Origin of the sequence: Chromohalobacter sarecensis, assembly GCF_023061135.1 — a bacterium.
In the GTDB taxonomy this organism is placed as follows: domain Bacteria; phylum Pseudomonadota; class Gammaproteobacteria; order Pseudomonadales; family Halomonadaceae; genus Chromohalobacter; species Chromohalobacter sarecensis.
In genome coordinates this window covers 79,633-102,725 of record NZ_JAKGAN010000010.1, presented here as the reverse complement: position 1 = coordinate 102,725, position 23,093 = coordinate 79,633, and the positions used below count along the sequence as shown (strand labels likewise).

The window sequence follows — 23,093 nt, the reverse complement described above, 5'->3', positions numbered from 1 at the left end:
CGTCACTGTCAAGCGAGAAAGCCACCCGAAGGTTTGAATTTCTCAAGCAAGTCAGTCACTTGCGCCACTCTCCACCGCTGGCCACGAAGTCCGTCGCCGGCAGCGGATGCGTACTTTACGATTCACAGCGGCTGAACGCAAGGGGCTGATACGAAAATAGTTTCCGTTCGCTTAGCGGCAGCTAAATGTCTCCGCCACTCACCTTATCCACACCCCGAACAGGGCAGCACATAAAAGAGGGTGTGGATAATCCAGCGCCACACCGTGGCTAGCGCTGGATATGAAAGGAACAAGCTCAGCGCATCTTACGCATGAGTGCCAGCAGAGGCCCCGACACTACATAGCAGCCGAACAGGATCAGCAGCATGAGCGAGGGCTCGAGTGAAATCACTACGAACGCCAGCACAATCGCCAACAGCACGACGAAGGGAACGGGCCCTTTGAAATCGACTTCCTTGAAGCTGTGATAACGGATGTTACTGACCATCAAGACCCCAGCCGCAGCGACGATGAACGCGATAAACAGCTTGAAGCCCAAGGCGTCGGCATCGAACTTATGCAGCGTCCACACGCAACCGGCGACGAGCGCGGCCGCAGACGGGCTCGGTAAGCCCACGAACCACTTCTTGTCGGTACTGCCGATTTGCACATTGAAACGCGCCAGACGCAACGCCGCACCCGCGGCGAAGATAAAGGCCGCTATCCAACCGATCTTACCGACATCCTGCAGTATCCAGGAAAATGCCACCAACGCCGGCGCCACTCCGAACGACACCATGTCAGCCAGGCTGTCGAACTCGGCGCCGAAGGCACTTTGCGTGTTGGTCATCCGTGCCACGCGGCCATCGAGCCCGTCGAGCACCATGGAGACGAAAATCGCGATGGCAGCCCCGGAAAAATTGCCGTTCATCGCCGCGATGATGGAGAAGAAGCCAGAAAACAGCGCTGACAGCGTGAACAGGTTAGGCAACAAGTAAATGCCTCGCCGACGCACGCGCTTGCCGTTCTCGATGGTTTCCTCGACGATTTCGTCTTCGTCCTGAAACACCGAACTGTCCTCCGTGACATTCTCAGTGTCGGTGTTCTTGGGCGATTCTGGTGTGCCCGATTCTTGCGTCATAAAAGTCATCCGTTGCCATGGGACTGCCCTTGGTGGGCTATTCCAACATTCTACACACTGCAAGCCTAGTCGACAGTCGGCCTCCTTGACGACCCAAAACGTAAACGGGCGCGGCCAATCGGCCGCGCCCGTTCGCTATCGACTCGCCGACAGCGCTTAGTTCTTGCTCTTGTCGACCAGTTGATTGGCCGCAATCCAGGGCATCATGCCACGCAGCTTCGCACCCACCTGCTCGACCTGATGCTCGGCATTCAGGCGGCGACGCGCATGCATCGACGGATAGTTGCTGTTGCCCTCGTTGATGAACATCTTGGCGTATTCGCCGTTCTGGATGTCCTTCAGGGCATGGCGCATCGCTTCCCGCGACTGCTCATTGATGATCTTGGGCCCGGTGACGTACTCGCCATACTCCGCATTGTTGGAGATGGAGTAGTTCATGTTGGCGATGCCGCCTTCGTACATCAGGTCGACGATCAACTTCAGCTCGTGCAGGCACTCGAAGTAGGCCATCTCGGGCTCGTAACCCGCTTCGGTCAGCGTCTCGAAGCCTGCCTTGACCAATTCCACGGTACCGCCGCACAGCACCGCCTGCTCACCGAACAGGTCGGTTTCGGTTTCATCCTTGAAGGTCGTTTCGATGATGCCGCTGCGGCCACCGCCAATACCGGCAGCGTAGGAAAGCGCCAGCTCTTTGGCCTGGCCAGTAGCATCCTGCTGAATAGCAATCAGGTCGGGAACGCCAGCGCCGCGCACGAACTCGGAACGCACCGTGTGACCCGGCGCCTTGGGCGCGATCATGATGACGTCCAGATCCTGGCGCGGCGTCACTTGGTTGTAATGAATATTGAAGCCATGTGCGAAGGCCAGCGTCGCGCCTTCTTTCAAGTTGGGCGCGATATCCTGCTCGTAGATCGCCTTCTGATTCTCGTCGGGCGCCAGCAGCATCAACACGTCGGCCGTCTTGCAGGCCTCGGGCACGGAGGCCACCTTGAAGCCCGCCGCTTCGGCTTTGGCCACGGACGAGGAGCCCGGGCGCAGCGCCACGGTGACCTCGACGCCGGATTCCTTGAGGTTATGGGCATGGGCATGGCCCTGAGAACCATAACCGACGATGGTGACGTTCTTCGCCTGGATCAGCGAGAGGTCGCAATCTTTGTCGTAATAAACGCGCATGTCTTACTCCAGATATCGAAGAGAAACGTATGAAGTGTCAGCGTTGATGGCTTTCCGCCATGAGCGTCGTCTGCCGCGACGCTTTGATGTCACTTTACGCCAGCTCGCTGCGTTGCGTAAAACGCTATATTTGCAATACCGTATGCCGAAATTTGAAATGATATCGCCATGGATACTCGTCCCTACCAGCAGTTCCTCAGCCTGGCCGACACCCTGCACTTTGGCCGCTCCAGCGAGCTGTGTCACGTCAGCCCCTCGACGCTGAGCCGCACGATACGCCAACTCGAGACACAACTCGGCGTGACCCTGTTCGAGCGCGACAATCGTAGTGTGCGCCTGACCCATGAAGGCCGCCTCTTCCAGCGTTATGCACGCGATGCCCTGGAGCAATGGGATGTATTCCGTCACTCGTTGATGGAGGAAAGCCGCGAACTGTCCGGTGAAATCAGCATCTACTGCTCGGTGACCGCCAGCTACAGCTTTCTCTACGAGCTGCTCAGCGAGTTTCGCCAGCGCCACCCGCGCATTGAATTGAAGCTGCATACCGGCGACCCGGCCAGTGCGGTTTCACGCGTCCTCAGCGGCGAAGAAGACATGTCGATCACCGCGCGCCCTGAAACCCTGCCCACACAATTAGCGTTCAAGCCAATCGCCACGTCGCCGCTGCTGTTCATCGCGCCGCGCACCATGCCGGAATGGCTGGCCGGCCTCACCGCCACAACGGACGCCGCCAGTTGGGGCAGCATTCCCATGATCCTCTCGGAGTCGGGCCTCGCCCGCGAGCGTACGGATGCGTGGTTCCGTCAGTTGGGCATCAAGCCGCGCATCTATGCCCAGGTCGCGGGCAACGAAGCCATCGTCAGCATGGTCGGGCTGGGCTTCGGGGTCGGCGTCGTGCCGCAGATCGTGGTCGACAACAGTCCACTGGCCGAGCGCATTCAGGCCCTCGAGGTCGAGCCCGCACTCACGCCTTACGAGGTCGGGCTCTGCGTTACCGAGAAGAAGCTGCGCAATCCGCTGGTCAAGGCCCTATGGTCGCAAATCCACTAGCTTTAACCTCTTAAAGCAAAAAGGCCGCTCGTGAGAGCGGCCTGTAATGGCATGGTTCGAGAGCACGGTTTAGAGGCTGAGTATCTTGTCGCCCCGCGAGATACCCGATACCCCGGTACGCCCGACCTCGAGAATGCCGATCGGCGCCATGGCCTGGACGAAGGCGTCCAGCTTGCCGGCATCGCCGGTGATCTGCACCGTATAGACACTCGGCGTCACGTCGACGATCTGCGCGCGGAAGATATCCACCGTGCGCTTGACCTCATCACGGCTCGCGCCCAGCGCCTTCACCTTGACCAGCATCAGCTCGCGTTCGATATGATGGCCCTCGGTCAGGTCGACCAGCTTGACCACATCGATGAGCTTATTGAGATGCTTGGTGATTTGCTCGATGACGCGGTCGTCACCCTCCGTGGTCACCGTCAGACGTGACAGCGACGGATCTTCCGTCGGCGCCACGTTGAGCGTTTCGATGTTGAAGTTGCGCTGGGAGAACAACCCCACCACGCGGGACAGGGCGCCGGGTTCGTTTTCCAGCAGAATCGAGATGATGTGGCGCATCAGGTCCGCTCCGTCTTCGAAAGCAGCATGTCACGCATGGCGCCCAGGGGCACCTGCATCGGATAGACGTGTTCCCGAGGGTCGACGTCGATATCGAGGAACACCAGTTCGTCATTGTCGGCGAACGTGCGCTCCAGCGCCGCATCGAGCTCGTCGTGATGTTCCACCTTGAGCGCCGTGAAGCCGTAGGCTTCAATCAACTTCTGGAAGTCCGGCAGCGATTCCACATACGAGTGCGCATGGCGCGACTTGTAGTTGAGATCCTGCCACTGGCGCACCATGCCCAGCGTCCCGTTGTTGAGGTTGATGATCTTCACCCCGGTACCGAACTGCTTACAAGTCGACAGCTCCTGCATCATCATCTGAAAGCTGCCTTCCCCGGTGAAACACACCACGACGTCGTCAGGGAAGTTCTGCTTGACCCCCATCGCCGCCGGGAAACCGAAGCCCATGGTGCCCAGCCCCCCAGAGGTGATCCAGCGATTGGGCTTATCGAACTTGTAGTACTGCGCCGCGAACATCTGGTGCTGGCCGACATCGGTGGTCACGAAGGCCTCGCCGCGCGTGATGTGATACACCGCCTCGATGACTTCCTGCGGCTTGAGCCGCTCGCCCGGTTGAGAAGGCTCGTAGAGCTTGCCTTCGCGTTCGGCGCGCCAACCGTCGATGGTCGTCCACCATTCCGGCAGGGCCTCGGCGTTGGCCATTTCACGGCCTTGCAGCAGGCTGATCATTTCATTGATGACGCTATCCGCCGGCCCCACGATCGGCACATCGGCGCGCACCGTCTTGGAAATCGAGCTGGGGTCGATATCCACATGCACGATCTTGGCCGTGGGACAGAACTTCGAGGTGTTATTGGTCACGCGGTCGTCGAAACGCGCCCCGATAGCGATGATCAGGTCGGCATGGTGCATGGCCATGTTGGACTCATAACTACCGTGCATGCCCAGCCAACCCAGCGACTGCTCATCGGTCTGCGGATAGGAGCCGATGCCCATCAACGTGGTGGTAATCGGAAAGCCCAAGCGCTTCACCAACGCCGTCAGGTTTTCGCTCGCGCCGCTGGTGACGATGCCACCGCCGGTATAGAACACCGGCCGCCGCGCCTTGAGCATCATGTCCACGGCTTTCTTGATCTGGCCGCTATGCCCCCGCGTGACCGGGTTATAGGAGCGAATCTTGACCTTCTTCGGATAGACGTACTCATAGCGCTCGGTGGGCGCCGTCATATCCTTGGGGATATCCACCACCACCGGCCCCGGGCGACCGGTCGCGGCGAGATAGTAAGCCTTCTTGAGCACCTCGGGGATCTCCGACGGGTGCTTGATGGCGAAGCTGTGTTTCACGATAGGGCGCGTCACACCGACGATGTCGGTTTCCTGAAAGGCATCTTCACCGATCAGATGACTGGCCACCTGGCCACACAGCACCACCATCGGGATCGAATCCATATAGGCGGTGGCGATGCCGGTCACGGCATTGGTCGCGCCGGGGCCGGAGGTGACCAGCACCGTCCCTGGCTTACCCGAAGCGCGGGCATAGCCATCGGCGGCGTGGGTCGCGGCTTGTTCATGACGAACGAGGATGTGTTTGACCTTGTCCTGACGGAACAGCGCATCATAGATGTGCAACGCTGCGCCGCCGGGGTAGCCGTAGATACGCTCGACGCCCTCATCCTGCAGGAAGCGGGCGATCATATCGGCGCCGGAAAGCAATTCCACTGATAGTTCTCCCCTGGAGATAACGAGTGCCATTCACTACCACGTTACGGGCAGTGAAGTGTCGATGCGGCGGTACGCCGCTGCCGGCTGCGCCGGCACCTGATGCCATATTCCTGGCTCTGGGCCCGGGGTGGGGACCCGCACTCATAGAAATCGCCGAGACCGGCTGGTCCGAGCGATTCCTGGCACGGCAGATCGCCGTGTCGGGGTTGGCGGGAACAGGCGTTTGGCCCATACCCTTGATCTCCTTCGACAGGCGGGTAGAGGCATTTTCCAACCTACCCTTCACGCAGCGACCGGGGATCACCCGTCAATGGCTGCGCCCGCAATCAGGAACCACCTAGATTCCATCAGCACCCCCTAGCTGTCAACCTCCGCCGCTCATACGCGGTCGGCAGCGCTTCGCAATCCCCCATTGACGCACCGCCTATCCACTAAAGTTGGATCATTTAAAGCAGCGTCATGCCAGGTATAAAAAACCCGCGACGCAGCACGTCGCGGGCGAGAAAACGGTCAGGACGCGACCGCATATCGAGAGCGTCGACGGCCCGAGGCTGCGGGCCGTCGGCGTTACTTGGCAAAGACGAGATGGCCGTCTTGCGTGGTGACGCGGATGGTGTCGCCCGCCGCAAAGTTCCCGGCGAGCAGTTCCTGCGCCAGCGGATTCTCGATGCGGCTCTGGATGGCACGCTTGAGCGGTCGCGCGCCGAACACCGGGTCGAAGCCTACCACCGCGAGCTGCGCCAGGGCGTCGTCGCTGATCTCGAGGCGAATCTCGCGCTCGGCCAGTTGCGCTTGGAGACGTTCGAGCTGGATGGCCGCGATGGACTGGATCTGCTCCTGCCCCAGGGCGTGGAACACCACCACTTCGTCGATGCGGTTGATCAGTTCCGGGCGGAAATGATCGCCCACCACCCCCATCACAGCATCTCGCATCACAGCGTAATCGGCGTCATCGCCGCCCATGCGCTGGATGATGTCCGAGCCCATGTTGGAGGTCATCACGATCACCGTATTACGGAAGTCCACCGTGCGACCCTGGCCATCGGTGAGACGCCCATCCTCGAGCACCTGCAGCAGGATGTTGAAGACATCCGGATGCGCTTTTTCGACCTCGTCGAGCAGTAGCACGGAATACGGCTTGCGACGTACCGCCTCGGTCAGATACCCGCCTTCCTCGTAGCCAACGTAGCCCGGCGGCGCCCCGATCAGCCGCGCCACGGAATGTTTCTCCATGAACTCGGACATGTCGATGCGCACCATGGCCTCCTCGGTATCGAAGAGGAAGTTGGCCAGCGACTTGCACAGCTCGGTCTTGCCGACCCCGGTGGGCCCCAGGAACAAGAACGACCCATTGGGGCGGTGCGGGTCGGAAAGACCCGCCCGCGAACGCCGCACGGCGTTGGCCACTGCGGTCACCGCTTCGTCCTGGCCGATGACCCGCTCGTGCAGTGCCTCCTCCATGCGCAGCAGCTTGTCGCGTTCGCCCTCGAGCATCTTGGACACTGGAATACCTGTCCAGCGCGAGACCACCTCGGCGATCTCCTCCTCGGTGACGTTGGAGCGCAACAACTGATGCTTGGCGGTATCCGCCTCGTGCTCGCTGGCCTCGGCGATCTGCTGCTCGAGCTTGGGGATCACCCCGTACTGCAACTCGGACATACGTCCCAGATCGCCCTGGCGGCGGGCCGCCTCGAGATCGATGCGCGCCTGCTCGAGCTCCGCCTTGAACTGCGCCGCCCCCTGGATACTGGCCTTCTCGGCCTTCCAGACCTCCTCGAGATCGGCATATTCACGGCTCAACTCGTCGATTTGCGCCTCCAGAGAATCGAGCCGCTTGCGAGTCGCCTCGTCGGTTTCCTTCTTGAGCGCCTCGCGCTCCATCTTGAGCTGAATCAGTCGGCGGTCGAGGCGATCCATCTCCTCGGGCATGGAGTCGAGTTCCATACGAATCCGTGAGGCCGCCTCGTCGATCAGATCGATGGCCTTGTCAGGCAGTTGCCGGTCGGTGATATAGCGTGTCGACAGCTTGGCAGCGGCGATGATCGCGCCGTCGGTGATGTCAACACCGTGGTGGACTTCGTAGCGCTCCTTGAGGCCACGCAGAATCGCCACGGTGTCTTCCTCGTTGGGCTCGTCGACCAGCACCTTCTGGAAGCGCCGCTCCAGCGCCGCGTCCTTCTCGATGTGCTGCCGGTATTCATCCAACGTGGTCGCGCCGACGCAGTGCAACTCGCCGCGCGCCAATGCCGGCTTGAGCATATTGCCCGCATCCATCGCGCCCTCGGCCTTGCCGGCACCGACCATGGTGTGCAATTCATCGATGAATAGGATGACGCGGCCTTCCTCCTTGGCGAGCTCCCCGAGCACGGCCTTGAGGCGTTCCTCGAAATCCCCGCGGTACTTGGCACCGGCCAGCAATGAGCCCATGTCGAGTGACAGCACGCGCTTGTCCTTGAGGCCCTCCGGCACTTCGCCGTTGACGATGCGGCTTGCCAGCCCCTCGACGATGGCAGTCTTACCCACACCGGGCTCACCGATCAGCACCGGGTTGTTCTTGGTACGCCGCTGCAGCACCTGGATGGTGCGGCGAATCTCGTCGTCGCGGCCGATCACCGGGTCGAGCTTGCCATCCACGGCGCGCTGGGTCAGATCCATGGTGTACTTATCCAGCGCCTCGCGGCTTTCCTCGGCCGAAGCGTCATCCACCTTGCTACCGCCGCGCAGGCTGTCGATGGCGCTACGCACGGACTGCACGTCAAGACCGGCCTGCTGAAGCACCTTGCTAACGGCGCTTTTCATTTCCAGCGCCGCCAGCACCACCAGCTCGCTGGCGATATATTGATCGCCGCGCTTCTGGGCCTCGCGGTCGGCGAGATTGAACAGCTGCGACAGCGCCGAGGAAAGCTGCACATTGCCGTCGAACTGGCCGACACGCGGCAAGTCGTCGAGATACTGGGAAAGCCCGTTACGCAGGCGTGAAACATCGCCGCCGGCTTTCTGCACAAGGCCCTTGATGCCGTTTTCCTGCGCCTCGACGAGCGCCATCAGCACATGGCCGGGATCGAGTTGGTTGTGACTGCGCCCTGACGCCAGGGACTGCGCCTCGCCCAGGGCGTTCTGCAATTTACTGGTCATGCGATCGATACGCATCGAACCCCTCCTTCATCGCGACACGCCATCGGCGTGCCGCATAATTATTTCATGTTGACATCATCAATGGAGGTATGCTCGAAGCGTTTCAAGGTAGGGCGTGCAAAAATCGTTCCGGCGTTCGATAACCCCAGGCTCGGTCGCATAGCGTCGTTCAGCGCAGCCAGATCACGCTGGCCATGCGACCCGTGTGGCCGTCGTCGCGGCGGTGGGAATAAAAACGCGGTTCGCAGGCGGTGCAGAAGTGACCGCCACCGATATGGCCGACGCCCAGCCGCTCGAGACGCAACCGCGCCAGGCGATAAATATCCGCCATGTAGTGCCCAAGGCGATAGGGGCTGGGCTCGAAGGCGCTTTCCGCCTCGGGCTGCACGGCCACGAAGGTTTCGAACACTTCAGGGCCGACCTCGAACTGTGCCTTGGAAATCGCCGGCCCCAACCACGCCATGAGCTCGTCTGGCGACTGGCCCAATGCCGCCACGCTGGCCTCCAGCACGCCGCCTGCCAGGCTCCGCCAGCCAGCATGTGCCACGCCCACGCGCGTGCCCTGGCGATCACAGAAGAACACCGGCAGACAATCGGCGGTCAGAACGGCACAGGCATATCCCGTGTCGAAGGCCACCGAGGCGTCCGCTTGCGGAGGCTGCTCGGCAAATATCGCGCGGTAGTCCTGCTGGACGGCGGCACCATGCACCTGGTTCAGCCATAACAGGGGACGGGCATCGTCGAGCTCGGCACTCAACAGGCGACGGCAGCGGTCGGCCGACGCAGGATCGTCACCTACGTGATGCGCCGTATTGAAGGACGCAAAGGGACCCTGGCTGGGCCCGCTCTCACGCGTGGTGACGAAGGCACCGACCGTACTTGGCGCCGGCCAGTCGGGCAGAATCAAGGTAGGGCGTTCGTTCATGTGAGACTCACTCAGCGTGCGTGTTGGCTGCATCGCGCAGAAAATCCAGCAACATCAGCATATCGTCCGGCAACGCCGCACGAAACTCCACCGCCTCGCCGGTACCGGGATGCACGAAGGCCAGCTTGCGTGCGTGCAGGGCCTGACGCGGAAAATGCCGCAGCACATCCTTCAACGCCTCGTTGGCTCCTGCAGGTAACTTGAGACGCCCGGCATAGACCGGGTCGCCGATCAGCGGAAAGCGCCGGTGCGCCATATGCACGCGGATCTGATGAGTGCGACCGGTTTCGAGCCGACAGCGGACATGCGTATGGGAGGGGAAACGCTCCACCACGCGGTAATGCGTCACCGCCGGCTTGCCCGAGGGCGTGACGGCCTGGCGTTTGCGGTCCTTGGGATGCCGCCCGATCGGCTCATCGACACTGCCCCCCGCGGTCATCCTGCCAGTCACCACGGCATCGTATTCGCGCGACACCGTACGCGCCTGCAGTTGCTCGACCAACGAGGCATGCGCCGACAGCGTCTTGGCCACCACCATCAACCCGGTCGTGTCCTTGTCGAGCCGATGGACGATGCCCGCCCGTGGCAGTTGCATCTGTCCAGGCGCATGGTATAGCAACGCATTGAGCAGCGTGCCGTCAGGGTTGCCTGCAGCGGGATGCACGACCAGTCCCGCCGGCTTGTCGATCACCATGACGTCGTCGTCTTCATGGACGATATCAAGCGCCATGGCCTGCGGCGCGAAGCGCGTGTCTTCCTCGAGGGTGGCCTCGAGCGTGAGTTGCTCGCCGCCGCGTAACTTGTCCTTGGGGCGCGCGGATGCGCCGTCGCAGGTCAGTGCCCCCGACTTGATCCACCCCTTGAGGCGCTCGCGGGAGAAGTCCGCGAACAACGTCGAGGCGGCTTGATCCAGGCGCTGGCCCGCCATCGTTTCGGGGACGCGTTCTTCTCGCTGCACGGTATCTGCCATGGCAATGCTCGGTTCCATTTCGCCACCGGGGGCGTTTGCTTTATAGTGACTCCGAACTGGCGGATTCTAGCACGGCCGCCCCGTATTGGTTGAACGAGGATGACGATGCGATTCCCTTCACTTGGCACGTTCGGTGCGTTGCTGCTTAGCGGCGCACTGCTCGCCGGTTGCGCCAGCAACGAGCCGGCCCCGGATATACAAGAGCAGGATCTTTACCAGCAAGCTCAAGAGTCACTGGATGCCGGGCGTTACAGCACCGCCGTGACACGCCTCGAGGCGTTGGATACCCGCTTCCCCTTCGGTCGTTACGCAGAGCAGGCCCAGTTGGAGCTGATCTACGCGTACTATCAGACTGAAGACTGGGAGCAGGCACGCGCCGCCGCCAGCCGCTTCATTCGCTTGCACCCCGATCACGAGCAGGTCGACTACGCGTATTACATGCGCGGGCTCGCGGCTTACCAATCCGGGCGTTTCAGCCTCGAAGGGCTCGAGCTGATCGATATCTCCAAGCGGGATCTTGGCGCCACTCGCGATGCCAATGTCGACTTCGGCGAGTTGGTGCGTCGCTTCCCGGAAAGCCCCTACGCGGCTGACGCGCGCCAGCGCATCGTCTATCTGCGTAACGTGCTCTCGCGTCACGAACTGCAAGTCGCCGACTTTTATCTTCGCAAAGGCGCCTATCTGGCGGCGATCAATCGCGGCAAATGGGTGCTCGAGCATTACCCGCAGACGCCCGCCACGCGCGACGCCCTGGCGGTAATGGTCGAGGGCTACATGGGGATGAACATGCCCGAGCGGGCACGCGACGCCTTGCAGACGCTCATCGACAACGATCCCGACAATCCGCGCCTCGATGGCAAGACTTTCGAGCCCGAGCATGTCGACGCCGAGCCGCTGACGCTAAACGACTGACGATCGGCTTCGAGCTTCGAGCTTCGAGCTTCGAGCAACAAGATTAGCCCTTCATGAAAGCAACATCTCCGCAGGATATTTCCAGCGGAGATGTCTTGCTTTTCGGAGCTCGCGGCCCGTATCTCGAAACCGGGTTTATTCCCCCGGCTGCCAGCCGTTGACGATGGGATAGCGACGATCACGCCCGAACCCGCGCGCCGTTACGCGAACCCCCACCGGTGCCTGACGCCGCTTGTATTCGCTGCGGTCGACCAGCTTCACGACCCGATAGACATCCTCGCTGGCGAAGCCGGCATCGATGATCGCCTCGGCGCTCATGTCGCCTTCGATATAGCGTTCGAGGATAGCATCCAATTCGTCGTAGCCTGGTAGCGAGTCGCTGTCCACTTGGTCCGGCGCCAACTCGGCAGAAGGCGGGCGCGTGATGACGCGCTCGGGGATGGCCGGCTCCTGCGCATTGCGCCACTTGGCAAGGCGATACACCCACGTCTTGTAGACGTCCTTGAGCGCATTGTAGCCGCCCACCATATCGCCATATAGCGTGGCATAGCCCACCGCCATCTCGCTCTTGTTGCCGGTGCTCAGTACCATCAGCCCCTTCTTGTTGGAAAGCGCCATCAACAGCACGCCCCGGCAACGCGATTGCAGGTTTTCTTCGGTGGTATCGCGCTGGGTACCGGCGAAGCTTTCTTCCAGCGTCGCGGTAAAAGCCTCGACCATCGGCGCAATCGGCATGACCTCGTAATGCACGCCCAGCAAATCCGCCTGAGCAGCGGCATCCGCCTTGGAGATATCCGCCGTGTAGTGATAAGGCATCATCACCGCTTGCACGCGCTCAGGGCCCAGCGCATCAACCGCGATGGCAAGCGACAGGGCCGAGTCGATGCCGCCGGAAAGCCCCAGCACCACGCCCTGGAAGCCGCTCTTGTTGACGTAGTCGCGAAGCCCAGTCACCAGTGCGCAATACAGGCTTTCTTCCGAGCTCAACAGCGGCTCGCATTCGCCGGCCTCCGGCGCCCATACGCCTTGTGCGTCAGTAAAACGCACCGGCATCAGGCCGACCTCCCAGAATGGCGCGCGCACCGCCACCTCGCCCTGGGCATCGAGCACCAGCGAGCCACCATCGAAGACCAGTTCGTCCTGGCCGCCGATCTGATTGAGATACACCAGCGGCCGCGCAGCCGCCTGAGCACGCCGGGCGAATAGGCGTTCGCGCTCGAGCGGCTTGTCGCGGTGGTAAGGCGAGGCGTTGAGCGTGACCAGAATATCGGCGCCGGCCTCGACGCTCTGCGTCACCGGCGCGCCGTCCCACAGATCCTCGCACACCAGGATGCCCAGTTTGGCGCCACCATGCTCGATGACCAGCGGCGTGTCTCCTGGAGTGAAGTAGCGCTGCTCGTCGAACACCTGGTAGTTGGGCAGCGCCTGCTTGGCGTACTCGCCGAGCCATTCGCCGTTGTACAACACACCCGCAAGGTTATAGAGCCGGCCATCGCGCTTCCCCGGATAGCCGATGACGACCATCACGTCACGCGACACCTTGCGTGCCATCGTGGCGCGCGCCTCTTCCAGGCGCGTTTCCATCGACTCGCGCAGCAACAAGTCTTCCGGCGGGTAGCCGGTCAGGAACAGTTCGGGGAAGACCACCACATCGGCGCGGTGTTCGATGCGCGCTTCGCGCACGGCCTCGATAGCCTGCGCGGTATTGCCGGGGATATCGCCCACCAACGGGTCGAGCTGGGCCATCACCAGAGTCAGGTCTTGCATGAGCGGAAAGCGCCTCTCTCATTGCGATTGGCTGTGAAAACTGCCGTCGAGACGGCCTCATGGCTGTATTGTCACGCAACGCCGGCTCGCTGGCAAAACGCCGTGTCGTCAGACGCTGCCCAACTGATAAGGAGCGGGATCGACCACCGGCACGCGATGCAGCAGTTGGTCGGCCAGCAGCCGCGTCGAGGCCGGCGCCAGCACCAGGCCATTGCGATAATGGCCGGCGTTGACCCATACCCCCTCGACGTCCGGTACCGCACCGATATACGGCACCCCATCCGGCGACCCGGGGCGCAAGCCGGCCCAGTGATGCTCCACCGGGCATTCGGCCAGCGCCGGTACGATCGACAGCGCGCTATCGTAAAGCGAGCCCTTGGCCGCCTCGGTAGTGCGCTGATCGAATCCCACTTCTTCCAGCGTCGAGCCGGCGACAATGCGCCCATCGCCGCGCGGAATCACGTAACGGCCATCCTTCAGCACCACCCGCTCGACCAGGCCGGGCGGCGCCTTGAACAGGATCATCTGGCCACGCACCGGACGCACCGGCAATGTCACGCCGACCCCCGCCAGCAGCTCACCGGCCCAGGCGCCGCCGCACACCACCACGCTCTCGGCTGCCTCGTACCCCTTGGACGTCCGTACACCGCGAAGGCGTCCATCCGCCACATCCAGCGCCTCGACCTCGACATGCTCGCGCAGGGTGACGTTAGGCATTGCCTGCAGGCGGGCCCGCAGCGCCTTGCACAAGCGCGGATTACGAATGCTGCCCAAGGTCGGCATCCACAACGCCGAATCAACACCGGGCGCGGCATTAGGCTCCTTGGCGTAAATCGTATCGGCACCGACCCGCTCCAAGGGCTTGCCGACCTCCCGTGCCCACGCAAGTGCCTGGGGTTCATCGTCGACCCGCAGATACAGCAAGCCTCGCTGGCGATACTCGGGGTCGATGCCGGTTTCTTCGAGCAAGCGCAGTGACAGTTCGGGATAGACGCCTTCGGAATAGCGCGACAATGCGGAAATCGGCGCGCTATAGCGCCAGGGATACAACGGGGAGACGATGCCGCCGCCGGCCCAGGAAGCCTCACGGCCGCATTCGCCGCGCTCGAGCAGGGTGACGCGACCACCAGCGTCGGCGAGTTGCAGGGCCGTCATCATGCCGATGACGCCGCCCCCAACGATCAAGAAATCACTCACGCGGGCACTCATTTCATCGCTGCGAAACCCGCAATCTACCATGTGCTAAGCGTGCATGGCAGCGGCTATCGGTGCCCATCTTACCAGCAGTCCTCGCCCGCCGGCTCTGTCCGTTGGCCGGCCTGATCCAGCGTCATCCAAGCACAATCCTGCCCATCCTGGCTGTTCTTGAGCGTCGCCTTGAGCGTAAATTCGTTGGCCGAAGGCGCAGTGTAGCTGAACTTGTAAGCCTCACTCTCCGGCACCAGTTCATCTGTATCGCCAGCATCGTAGCGATTATATTGCGTGTACTGACGCTCCATCTGATACGCCCATTCCATCAATTTAGTCTGGGCCTTGGCGCGCTCCGCCTTGCGCACATAATCGGTGTACGAGGGGATGGCGATCGCTGCCAGGATCCCGATGATGACCAGCACGATCATCAACTCGATCAGGCTGAAGCCTTGGGATCGACGCATGGCATGGGCTCCTGAAGATGGAAAACGAGACGTGCTACGCAAGGCACTCAACGCAAGACCTCACGCCACGCCGGACGAAAGGGCCCTTCGGAAAAAGAGGTAACGCTTGTGTCATCATTATCGGCCTGCGCCTGCTGGGCTTGAATCAACGCCTCGCCCGTCGCGCGAGGCAGCATCAGCGTGACGCGGCGTTCGAGTAGCGCATGCGTCACCGGACGCGAACCCCAGCCGAAAGCCGTCATCTCGACACGCACTTGGCAGGACGCGCCGGCCTTAGGACACACACTCGCCAGCAGCGAGAACGTCACACGCGGCGACTCGCTGACACCTGCGAGTGACTGGGCGCCGCTGTCACCATATGCCACACCGTCACGTCTCCAGCGCGCGGCCGGCCATTGGCTAGCATGCGATGGCTGCGGCGTCAGGCAATCCGGCGCCGTGCAGTCGCCTTGGGCATCGGGCAGTGTGTAATCCGCGTGACGCAATCGCCATTCGCCTTCTGCCAAGGCCGCCTGCGCCGCTTGAAACGCCACTTGGCGATCCATGACGTTGCGTGCCATGCGCTCCTGCAGGACCGCGCCCTGCAACCCAGCGAGCCCCAACGCCGTCATCGCCATCAGCAGAATCAGCGCGACGACCAGCGTCATGCCCCGTTCCCGAGCGGGGCCGTTGAGGCTCACGATGACGCCTCATCCTGCGAGGTGACAAGCGGTGGCGAGAGTACATTGCGCAACGCCACGCTGGTGGTATACACCCGATACAGGCGATGATCTGGCGCCGTGACGGTTTCGCCGTCGAAGACATACGTCGAGGCCGCGTCGACGAGCCCATCCTGTCGCGACGCCACGAGCAGCTCGATGCTCACGCCCTTGACGCTGGCCCAGTCGCCGACGCCCGCAGCGCGATGCCAGCCACCCTCGACGAAATAACGCAGCTCCCAGTCAGCTACAAGTGCATCCAAGGGCTGCGGCGAGTTTTTATCCACCGCGCAGTCCAATCCCTGCGCGGTATTAAGCGACAGCGTGGCCCGCGCGATGTCAGCGCTCTCAAGACGCCCACCCAGGCAATCCTGCAGAGGCTCATCCGTGCTGCCGTAATAGCGGACCCGCAAGGTGCTGTCGCTCCCCTCGACGATGGCGCCTTGCTCGAAATACGGCGTCGCTGGAAAGGTCTGATCGCGCTGCCATGACGAATACCCGGCCTTGCGTAGCTCCCGCGTCAGCACGTCAGTGACGAAGCGGCCACTTTCCTGCATCTGGGCCAGTTGCGTCTGCAGGCGATACTGCTGCTGATAAGCGATGAACAGGTCGATGACGCCAAGCAGCACGATCATGCTCAGTGCCAGGCTCACCATCAACTCGATCAGCGACACGCCACGTTGACGCCGTCGCCCCAGCGTGGATCGCTCAAAGCTGGGTCTGCAATCGATATTGCTGCTGCCCATCATCATCACTCCAGCGCGCACGGGGCGCTCGCCAGATTACCTTTACCGTGGCCGTCACCACGTCATCATCGCCCACCACCTCGATGCAGCCTTGCGCTTGGGGAAGCGCGTTCACAAGTCCCCTCAGCCAGGTGTGCACCTGGGCCGATGCGGCACTGCCGGGGTCGTCACTGCACGGCTGGTCGTAGTCGCCAGCCAGCGCAGCGTGGCGGTCGATGCGCAAACGTTCGAGCATGGCCCCCACCCGCTGTACCGCCTGAGACTGGGCATCGGCATGCCGCTGGGCGCGCAGTGCCTGGGTCTGAGTAGCCGCCAACCCCAGCATGCCGAAAGACAAAATGAATAGCGTGATCAGCACTTCGATCAGGCTGAAACCCGACGTACGCCAATGCCGTAACCGCGCGTTCCTGTGTGCCACCCGCATCGTATTTGCTCGTCTGCCTAAACTCTTTTATAAACATACAAAGTAAATACTAATATAAAGAAAGGCAATCGATGCGCTCGACAACACAACACATGCGAGGAATGACACTGCTCGAGTTGCTCGTGATCATCGTCATCGTCGGCGTGCTCACCACCCAGGGCGTCCCCGCCATGGGTCACTTGCTGCGCGATCAACGCTTGCAGGCCGCTAGCCACACGCTTTATCAGGCGCTCTACTACACCCGCAGCGAAGCCATTCGCCAAGGCGTGCCGGTGATGATGATCAGCGAACAGGAAGGGTGGGAAAAGGGCTGGCGAATATTCGCCGATCGCGACGACGATGGCGAACAATCATCTGAGGAACCGACGTTACGCGCGGGAGGCCCACCGCCGGGCGGACTCCGACTGCACGCCAACCAACCCTTGCGGCGCTACGTGCGTTACGCACCAAACGGCTACTCGATCCGCGCCTCCGGCAGCTTCCAGATCGGCAGCTTCTATTTGTGCACGGCCAAGGCGACGACACCGGCACGGCGCATCGTGCTGAGCCGCGGCGGACGGGTACGCATCGAGCGCCTGCCCAATGGAGACACCGCCTGCGCACGGTGACTCATGCCTCCGGATTTCCGTATGACAAGCCCTCCAGCTTCCAGGTGTTGCCGCTGTTTTCGCCGTTTTCATCACCCTCGTCACTATCATTACCGGATTGCCCCCCACCGATACCGATGGTCGACTCCATCAAGGCTTCGTCATAGTGAATGCCAGCACCGCCGGAAACCTCGACACGCCGTCCTTTCACAGCGCCATACAATCCCCCGCCAGCGGCGACATTGACGGTACTCTTCGGCGCGAAGATGGTGCCCTTGAACGCGGAGTCTGCGCTGATATTGACGCCGGCATTCCAAGCGTTGGCACCGCCATCGTCATAGGTCGAATAGAGAGACAGGATTGGATTGCCTTCGTCGTCGGTCGGGCTGTCGGACTCAACCTTGAGGTTGCTCTTTAGGGTGAAACTCCCTTCGGTGACGATCTTCAGCGAACTGCCCTCGGCAATGCTGAGCGTGGTACCGTTACTGATATCGACATCGCCCTTGACGTAAATCGTCATATCGCCCCCCTCGACGTCGATGTTGCCAGACGTCAGCGAGAAGCTATCCAGCACTAGCAAATTAGTGGATTCGGGAAATATCCCATCGACCGTAACGCCCTGAGTGACCTTATAGCGCTCGGGATTGGGCACGGCGTAGCTGGGGCCGCTCAATCCATCCGGCGTGAGCTTATAGTCCGCCCAGCTTTGCGGCAGGTTGCCCGACGAGGGGTAATCTGAGGGGTCATCTAATGCACCGGTCAAATCATCAATCGTCGCGCCATTGCTTGTCGAGGATGTAAAAGCCTCACAGCTTTGTTGCCCATTTTCTACTTCAGGAACCGCGGTAACATTCGGCGAGACGCGTTTGGTCTTGCCGCCCACCTGCTCCGCCACGTCACGATCAGTCGTCGTACGCACGATCGGCGCCGTGGCGTTTCCATCAATGCGCGAACTCCAGTTGCCAGTGACGATTTCTTTGTTTGCCTCGACATCGCCTTGTATAAGGCCACTGGTGATGAAACGCACCGCTTGGCGAGTCGCAACATTACCCAGGATTTTTGCACCACCGTTATCTATCACGATATCGTCGTTCGCTTTCAGATCACCATGAATGGGGCCAGAGTTGCCGATACGAATACCTCCCGCTGACTCGACATCTCCGTAAACCGGCTGCCCACTACTCAGGACAATATCGCCCCCCTGAGAGATGGAGCTTATTTTCGCGACACTGCGCTTACTATTTTCTCCACCATAGCTCCCATCACGCGAGTCGTAACTATCGATAACGCCACCACCGGATACATCAACCCCCTCGCAACCCATTAGCACCTCTCGATAGGCACTACCTGGCTGATCGTCATCGTCCTCTTCACCCTTGGTAATAGAATAATATGCATGCAGAATTTCTTGTCCATTATTACCTTCGACATCATTGCCACTTAACTCTCCCTGCCCCCAGAATTCTACACGCACTTGAGATTCATCAGTCTTGAAAATTTTTTTAATCCCAGCCTGAGTAAAGGCGTACTTAATATCGTCATCGTCTTCTTTATTATCATCTTTATTTTCTTGAGCCCAACCTTCGCGCTCATCGCTAGGAAGCCAGTTTTCATCGCCATCATAGGGGAAAATGATCGCACCTTCCTCGGAATCACCAAGTCTTCCCTCTACTACTGCCTTAACATCTTCTCCCCAGCCTTCTTCAGTACTCTGAAAGCGTCGAAAAGCTTCATCCGCCCCTGCCACATAATTGTTGGTGCGCACATAATTACCCGCCTGGCGCTCTTGGTACTTGTTGAGGGACATACTGGACACGACAGCCCCGGACGCCACCGTCAACAGCATCAAGCCCACGACAAGCACGAAGCCGGATTGCTTAGGTGCATTCATTTGCTAACCCTCAGGATTACGTGTAGACAAATGAAAATTCAGGGTTTTCTTTTTACACGACTTATTATCTGGATCGCATTTCCGGTCATAGTAATCGACAATAGCGACGACACTCTTTAGCTTTTCATCCGGTCCACAGGATTCATAGGACGGACATTCAAAGCTTATTGAGCTTATACCAGCACGCTCCTCGGCTCCCTCCTCTTCAGAAGCATTCCCTTCAGAATGCAGCGGCAGAATATTTAATCCCTTCCTCTCATCTCCTGCCTTGCACTTAAAAGTCCGATCATTATTATCACCCCCCACTTCCATCCAGGTAATATAATCACTACCATCATCAAAGCTTGGGCACTCTATTTTATCATCAACCGGATAAGAATTTAACAGAAGGCTATCTCCCTTATCTTTTATCTCGACTGACTTTGCCACCTTGACCGTAGAAGACAGCTCCCTGTGTATATACATCAGCTCATCTTGCAGCTGGTAATAGGCATCGCGTTGCTCACGAAGATCACTGATCATTTGGTAGGCCGTGATAGTGCCGCCGAGGATAATCAATCCAAGCAGCATGCTGATCATCGTTTCGATCAGCGTGAAGCCTCTTTGGTATTGATTAGTCATCCTCGGACTCCGATTCTTCCGTCTCCGACGACTGTGACGAATTTGGCAGCTGTGACGACTTACATGGCAAGAAAGATACGAGCTCCACGTGGTTATCGTCTTCACTGCCCCACTCAATAGTCAGGGCATAGTAGCGTCCATTTACTGAGTTAGAGCTTTCTTTGGTCAAATCTTCTCTCTTGGGTACTACATCAGGCATCGAGGCATTTTTTGTGACATAGTCTTTCCAATCACCCACAAGCTCCTCAAGATGCTCTTTACAAGAAGCCTCACCCTGATCCTGCTGCGCCCAAGCGCGTTCGTTCATATCTCGGACCATGATGGTGGCGATTGTCGTATTGAGACTCTCGCGAGCGGCCTGCAAGGATTTGAGCTGCATGGCGGCAAGCCCCAGCATGCCGATGGATAGGATGGTCAGCGCCACCAGCACTTCGATCAGCCCGAAGCCGCGTTGGCGATGGGGCGGACGCGACATCGGCGATTTCATCACGAATCACACCCCTTGTTTGATTCCGCGACATAGGCACGCCCGATGCGGCTCAAGCACACCCAGCGGGAGTCGTCCGATAGTCCATGGCGCAATTGCCACTTGGCCGCCTCCCCGTCTTGCGGATATCCCAGATCATTGAAAGTGACTTTACCGGGACGCTGGGCGTTCTCGTCTCCCACGCTAAGCTGGGCAGGTAGCGTCTGGTGGACGGCAATCGTCTTATTATCCTCGTCGGCTATACGCCAGCCTTGCGCCCAGTCATCGTCTTCGACTGCGCTCAGCGTGACCTCGGCTTCACGCATGATGGCTTCGCCACGTGCCAGGCGCAGTGCGGCGACCAATTCGTTGCTGGCGTCGGTGAGCTGTTGGTTCTGGCGCAAGGACTGAAAGCTGGGCACGGCGATGCTTGCCATGATCGCGAAGATCACCAGCACGATCAGCAATTCGAGAAGGGAGAAACCACGGCTATGCGACACGTGGCGAAGGCGATAAGCACAATGCGGCACGTACGTCTTCCTGATCGGTGAAGCGGCGCGTTACGTACGCGGCATGGGGCAACGCCCCATGCGCTTTATCAATGTAGCGTACTTTGCAACGAATTGTAACGCTCACGTCACACCGAAAGAGCGACGCGCCTCACGCGCTGGCGATCACCTGCTCGCGCAGTTCCTGGGGCATGGAGAAGGTGATGTCTTCTGCCTGCCCCGCGAGCTCATCGGGGTCCTCGGCGCCGAGCGACTTGAGCCGGTCGATGACCGCCTGAACGAGGACTTCCGGGGCGCTGGCGCCGGCCGTAATGCCGATGGTGCCCACACCCTCTACCCACTCGGGGCGAATCTGCTCGGCGGTGTCGATCAGATACGCCGGCGTACCGGTACGCTCGGCCAGTTCACGCAGACGGTTGGAATTGGAACTGTTGGGGCTGCCCACCACCAGCACCAGTTGGCTTTCGCTGGCCAATTCGCGCACGGCGTCCTGGCGGTTCTGGGTGGCGTAGCAGATGTCGTCCTTGCGCGGCCCTTCGATACGTGGAAACTTCTCGCGCAGGGCGTCGATGACCCTTGAGGTATCGTCCATGGAAAGCGTGGTCTGGGTGACGAACGCCAGCCGCTCGGGGTCGTTGACCTCGAGCTTCGCCACGTCCTGCTCGTCTTCGACGAGGTGGATCTGCCCACCGAAGGACGTATCGTAGCGCCCCATGGTGCCCTCGACCTCGGGATGGCCGGCATGCCCGATGAGCACGCACTCCTGACCACGCTTGGCGTAGCGCAGGACTTCCATATGCACCTTGGTGACCAGCGGGCAGGTGGCGTCGAAGATGCGCAGCCCGCGCCGCTCGGCCTCTTGCTGGACCGCGCGGGATACGCCGTGGGCGGAGAAGATGACGATCACGTCGTCGGGGATTTCATGCAACTCCTCGACGAATACCGCGCCGCGCTCGCGCAGGCTATCCACTACGAAGCGGTTGTGGACGACTTCGTGACGCACGTAGATGGGGGGCCCGAACACATCGAGCGCGCGATTGACGATCTCGATGGCGCGGTCGACACCGGCACAGAAACCGCGTGGATTGGCCAGCTTGATTTGCATGCTTACCTCGCCTCGATGCGTCGTGGCATCGTATCGATGGGCGGCGTGCGCCCGTCAAAGCTTAATGGGTCGTGGCCGGATGAACCTCGATCACTTCTACCTCGAAGGTCAGGGTACGCCCCGCCAGCGGGTGATTGAAGTCTACATCGACATTGCGCTCGTCGATTTCGGCGATGACGCCGGGCAACTCGCCGCCCCCCGGGTCGGTGAACGACATCATCGTACCGACTTCAAGATCATCGTCGAACTGGTCACGCGGCAGGCGCTGCACGTTCTGCGGATTGTGCTGACCGAAGGCGTGCTCGGGCGTGATGGTAAAACGGCCGGTCTCGCCCTCGGTCATGTCCTTGAGCGGCGCCTCGAACCCCGGTGGCAGATTACCATCGCCGACCTGAAACGTCGCCGGTGCCTTGTCGCGGGTGGAATCGATCACCGTCTCATCTTCCAGCTTGACGGTGAAATGCAACGTCACTTCCATCCCATCGCCGATGCGGTATTCACTCATGGGGCGTCTCTCTTATCGGATGTTGCCGTGTGTCGTCGGCCGTCACGCAGGGAGGCCAGAATCAAGCCAATGGCCCCCAAGGTGATGGCGGTATCGGCCAAGTTAAAGGCGGGGAAGTAATTTCCCTGCCAATGAAACGACAGAAAGTCGACCACGTAGCCATGCACCAGACGGTCGTAGAGATTGCCCAGCGCCCCGCCGATCACCAGCGCAATCGCCGCCGCCGAGAGGCGTTCATCGGCCTTGAGACGCGTCAACCAAATGGTCAGACCGATACTCACGCCGAGGGCGATGGCCGCGAACAGCCAGCGCTGCCACCCGGCGTGATCGGCCAGGAAGCTGAACGCCGCGCCGGTGTTGTGCAGCAGCGTGAAGTTGAACACCGGCAATAATTCGACCGGCTGTGCATAGATCAAATACGTGCTGGCGAACCATTTGCTGCCTAGATCCAGCACGATCACCAGTAGCGTCAGCCACAGCCAGCGTAAAGGCCGCTGCATGGGCGGCGATACCGGTCGATCAGGCGTTGCAGCGTCGTTCATTCGA

Annotated in this window: 23 protein-coding genes; 3 read left to right on the top strand and 20 right to left on the bottom strand. The window is 60.6% G+C overall.

The window, feature by feature from the left end; translation table 11 throughout:
- Window positions 1-295: 295 nt before the first annotated feature.
- Window positions 296-1,120 carry a CDP-diacylglycerol--serine O-phosphatidyltransferase gene (gene pssA, locus L1071_RS14520; protein ID WP_246976215.1) on the bottom strand — a complete coding sequence of 275 codons (825 nt, stop codon included), beginning with the start codon at window positions 1,118-1,120 and terminating at the stop codon, window positions 296-298.
- Between the two features lie 156 nt (window positions 1,121-1,276).
- Window positions 1,277-2,293: a ketol-acid reductoisomerase gene (ilvC, locus tag L1071_RS14515; protein ID WP_246976211.1), complete on the bottom strand. Its 1,017-nt coding sequence runs from the start codon at window positions 2,291-2,293 to the stop codon at window positions 1,277-1,279.
- A 168-nt stretch (window positions 2,294-2,461) separates the two neighbouring features.
- Here ilvC and ilvY point away from each other — a divergent pair, with 168 nt between their 5' ends.
- Window positions 2,462-3,343 carry an HTH-type transcriptional activator IlvY gene (ilvY, locus tag L1071_RS14510; RefSeq protein WP_246976208.1) on the top strand — a complete coding sequence of 294 codons (882 nt, stop codon included), beginning with the start codon at window positions 2,462-2,464 and terminating at the stop codon, window positions 3,341-3,343.
- A gap of 69 nt (window positions 3,344-3,412) precedes the next feature.
- On the opposite strand, the gene ilvN is transcribed toward ilvY, so the two are convergent.
- The 5 genes from ilvN to rluD form a co-directional block, all read right to left on the bottom strand.
- Complete coding sequence (gene ilvN, locus L1071_RS14505; RefSeq protein ID WP_246901321.1) at window positions 3,413-3,904, bottom strand: acetolactate synthase small subunit; 492 nt, start codon at window positions 3,902-3,904, stop codon at window positions 3,413-3,415.
- On the bottom strand, window positions 3,904-5,628 hold the full coding sequence (locus L1071_RS14500) for an acetolactate synthase 3 large subunit (RefSeq protein WP_246976231.1): 1,725 nt from the start codon (window positions 5,626-5,628) through the stop codon (window positions 3,904-3,906). Before L1071_RS14500 ends, ilvN begins: the two co-directional genes overlap by 1 nt.
- Before the next feature lie 570 nt (window positions 5,629-6,198).
- Entirely contained in the window at window positions 6,199-8,781 is a 2,583-nt protein-coding gene (clpB, locus tag L1071_RS14495) for an ATP-dependent chaperone ClpB (RefSeq protein WP_246976205.1), read from the bottom strand.
- 154 nt (window positions 8,782-8,935) lie between these two features.
- Window positions 8,936-9,691, bottom strand: a complete 756-nt coding sequence (pgeF, locus tag L1071_RS14490; protein ID WP_378109812.1) for a peptidoglycan editing factor PgeF — start codon at window positions 9,689-9,691, stop codon at window positions 8,936-8,938.
- 7 nt (window positions 9,692-9,698) lie between these two features.
- Complete coding sequence (gene rluD / locus L1071_RS14485) at window positions 9,699-10,661, bottom strand: 23S rRNA pseudouridine(1911/1915/1917) synthase RluD (RefSeq protein WP_246976202.1); 963 nt, start codon at window positions 10,659-10,661, stop codon at window positions 9,699-9,701.
- A 105-nt stretch (window positions 10,662-10,766) separates the two neighbouring features.
- On the opposite strand from rluD, the gene L1071_RS14480 reads away from it, so the two are divergent.
- Window positions 10,767-11,573 carry an outer membrane protein assembly factor BamD gene (locus L1071_RS14480; RefSeq protein WP_246976199.1) on the top strand — a complete coding sequence of 269 codons (807 nt, stop codon included), beginning with the start codon at window positions 10,767-10,769 and terminating at the stop codon, window positions 11,571-11,573.
- Window positions 11,574-11,708: 135 nt separating this feature from the next.
- Here L1071_RS14480 and L1071_RS14475 read toward each other — a convergent pair whose 3' ends face one another.
- The 6 genes from L1071_RS14475 to pilV (L1071_RS14450) form a co-directional block, all read right to left on the bottom strand.
- Entirely contained in the window at window positions 11,709-13,340 is a 1,632-nt protein-coding gene (locus tag L1071_RS14475) for an NAD+ synthase (protein ID WP_246976196.1), read from the bottom strand.
- 108 nt (window positions 13,341-13,448) lie between these two features.
- Window positions 13,449-14,537 carry a glycine oxidase ThiO gene (thiO, locus tag L1071_RS14470; protein ID WP_246976193.1) on the bottom strand — a complete coding sequence of 363 codons (1,089 nt, stop codon included), beginning with the start codon at window positions 14,535-14,537 and terminating at the stop codon, window positions 13,449-13,451.
- Between the two features lie 80 nt (window positions 14,538-14,617).
- Window positions 14,618-14,995 (bottom strand): type IV pilin protein, encoded by a 378-nt coding sequence (locus tag L1071_RS14465; protein ID WP_246976190.1) that lies wholly within the window; start codon window positions 14,993-14,995, stop codon window positions 14,618-14,620.
- A 47-nt stretch (window positions 14,996-15,042) separates the two neighbouring features.
- A complete protein-coding gene (locus L1071_RS14460; protein ID WP_246976187.1) occupies window positions 15,043-15,642 on the bottom strand; it encodes a pilus assembly PilX family protein in 600 nt (199 codons plus the stop codon).
- A gap of 29 nt (window positions 15,643-15,671) precedes the next feature.
- Window positions 15,672-16,439: a prepilin-type N-terminal cleavage/methylation domain-containing protein gene (locus tag L1071_RS14455; RefSeq protein ID WP_246976184.1), complete on the bottom strand. Its 768-nt coding sequence runs from the start codon at window positions 16,437-16,439 to the stop codon at window positions 15,672-15,674.
- Window positions 16,402-16,863: a type IV pilus modification protein PilV gene (gene pilV, locus L1071_RS14450; RefSeq protein WP_246976180.1), complete on the bottom strand. Its 462-nt coding sequence runs from the start codon at window positions 16,861-16,863 to the stop codon at window positions 16,402-16,404. Before pilV (L1071_RS14450) ends, L1071_RS14455 begins: the two co-directional genes overlap by 38 nt.
- A 92-nt stretch (window positions 16,864-16,955) precedes the next feature.
- Between pilV (L1071_RS14450) and L1071_RS14445 the strand changes: the two genes are divergently transcribed.
- Window positions 16,956-17,471, top strand: coding sequence for a GspH/FimT family pseudopilin (locus L1071_RS14445; RefSeq protein ID WP_246976177.1), 516 nt, complete (start codon window positions 16,956-16,958; stop codon window positions 17,469-17,471).
- Window position 17,472: 1 nt separating this feature from the next.
- Here the strand turns inward: L1071_RS14445 and L1071_RS14440 are convergent, their stop codons facing one another.
- The 7 genes from L1071_RS14440 to lspA all read right to left on the bottom strand — a co-directional run bounded on the left by L1071_RS14440 (window position 17,473) and on the right by lspA (window position 23,089).
- On the bottom strand, window positions 17,473-19,341 hold the full coding sequence (locus tag L1071_RS14440) for a DUF7305 domain-containing protein (protein WP_246976174.1): 1,869 nt from the start codon (window positions 19,339-19,341) through the stop codon (window positions 17,473-17,475).
- A gap of 3 nt (window positions 19,342-19,344) precedes the next feature.
- Window positions 19,345-19,962 (bottom strand): PilW family protein, encoded by a 618-nt coding sequence (locus L1071_RS14435; protein WP_246976171.1) that lies wholly within the window; start codon window positions 19,960-19,962, stop codon window positions 19,345-19,347.
- Window positions 19,955-20,449, bottom strand: a complete 495-nt coding sequence (gene pilV / locus L1071_RS14430; RefSeq protein WP_246976224.1) for a type IV pilus modification protein PilV — start codon at window positions 20,447-20,449, stop codon at window positions 19,955-19,957. Before pilV (L1071_RS14430) ends, L1071_RS14435 begins: the two co-directional genes overlap by 8 nt.
- The gene (locus L1071_RS14425; protein ID WP_246976168.1) at window positions 20,449-20,958 is read right to left on the bottom strand and encodes a GspH/FimT family pseudopilin; all 510 of its coding nucleotides are present in this window, start codon (window positions 20,956-20,958) and stop codon (window positions 20,449-20,451) included. The genes pilV (L1071_RS14430) and L1071_RS14425 overlap by 1 nt, the downstream gene beginning before the upstream one ends.
- 130 nt (window positions 20,959-21,088) lie before the next feature.
- Window positions 21,089-22,042: a 4-hydroxy-3-methylbut-2-enyl diphosphate reductase gene (ispH, locus tag L1071_RS14420; protein WP_246976165.1), complete on the bottom strand. Its 954-nt coding sequence runs from the start codon at window positions 22,040-22,042 to the stop codon at window positions 21,089-21,091.
- A gap of 61 nt (window positions 22,043-22,103) precedes the next feature.
- Complete coding sequence (gene fkpB, locus L1071_RS14415) at window positions 22,104-22,547, bottom strand: FKBP-type peptidyl-prolyl cis-trans isomerase (protein ID WP_246901287.1); 444 nt, start codon at window positions 22,545-22,547, stop codon at window positions 22,104-22,106.
- Window positions 22,544-23,089: a signal peptidase II gene (gene lspA, locus L1071_RS14410; protein WP_246976161.1), complete on the bottom strand. Its 546-nt coding sequence runs from the start codon at window positions 23,087-23,089 to the stop codon at window positions 22,544-22,546. The genes fkpB and lspA overlap by 4 nt, the downstream gene beginning before the upstream one ends.
- Window positions 23,090-23,093: the final 4 nt, after the last annotated feature.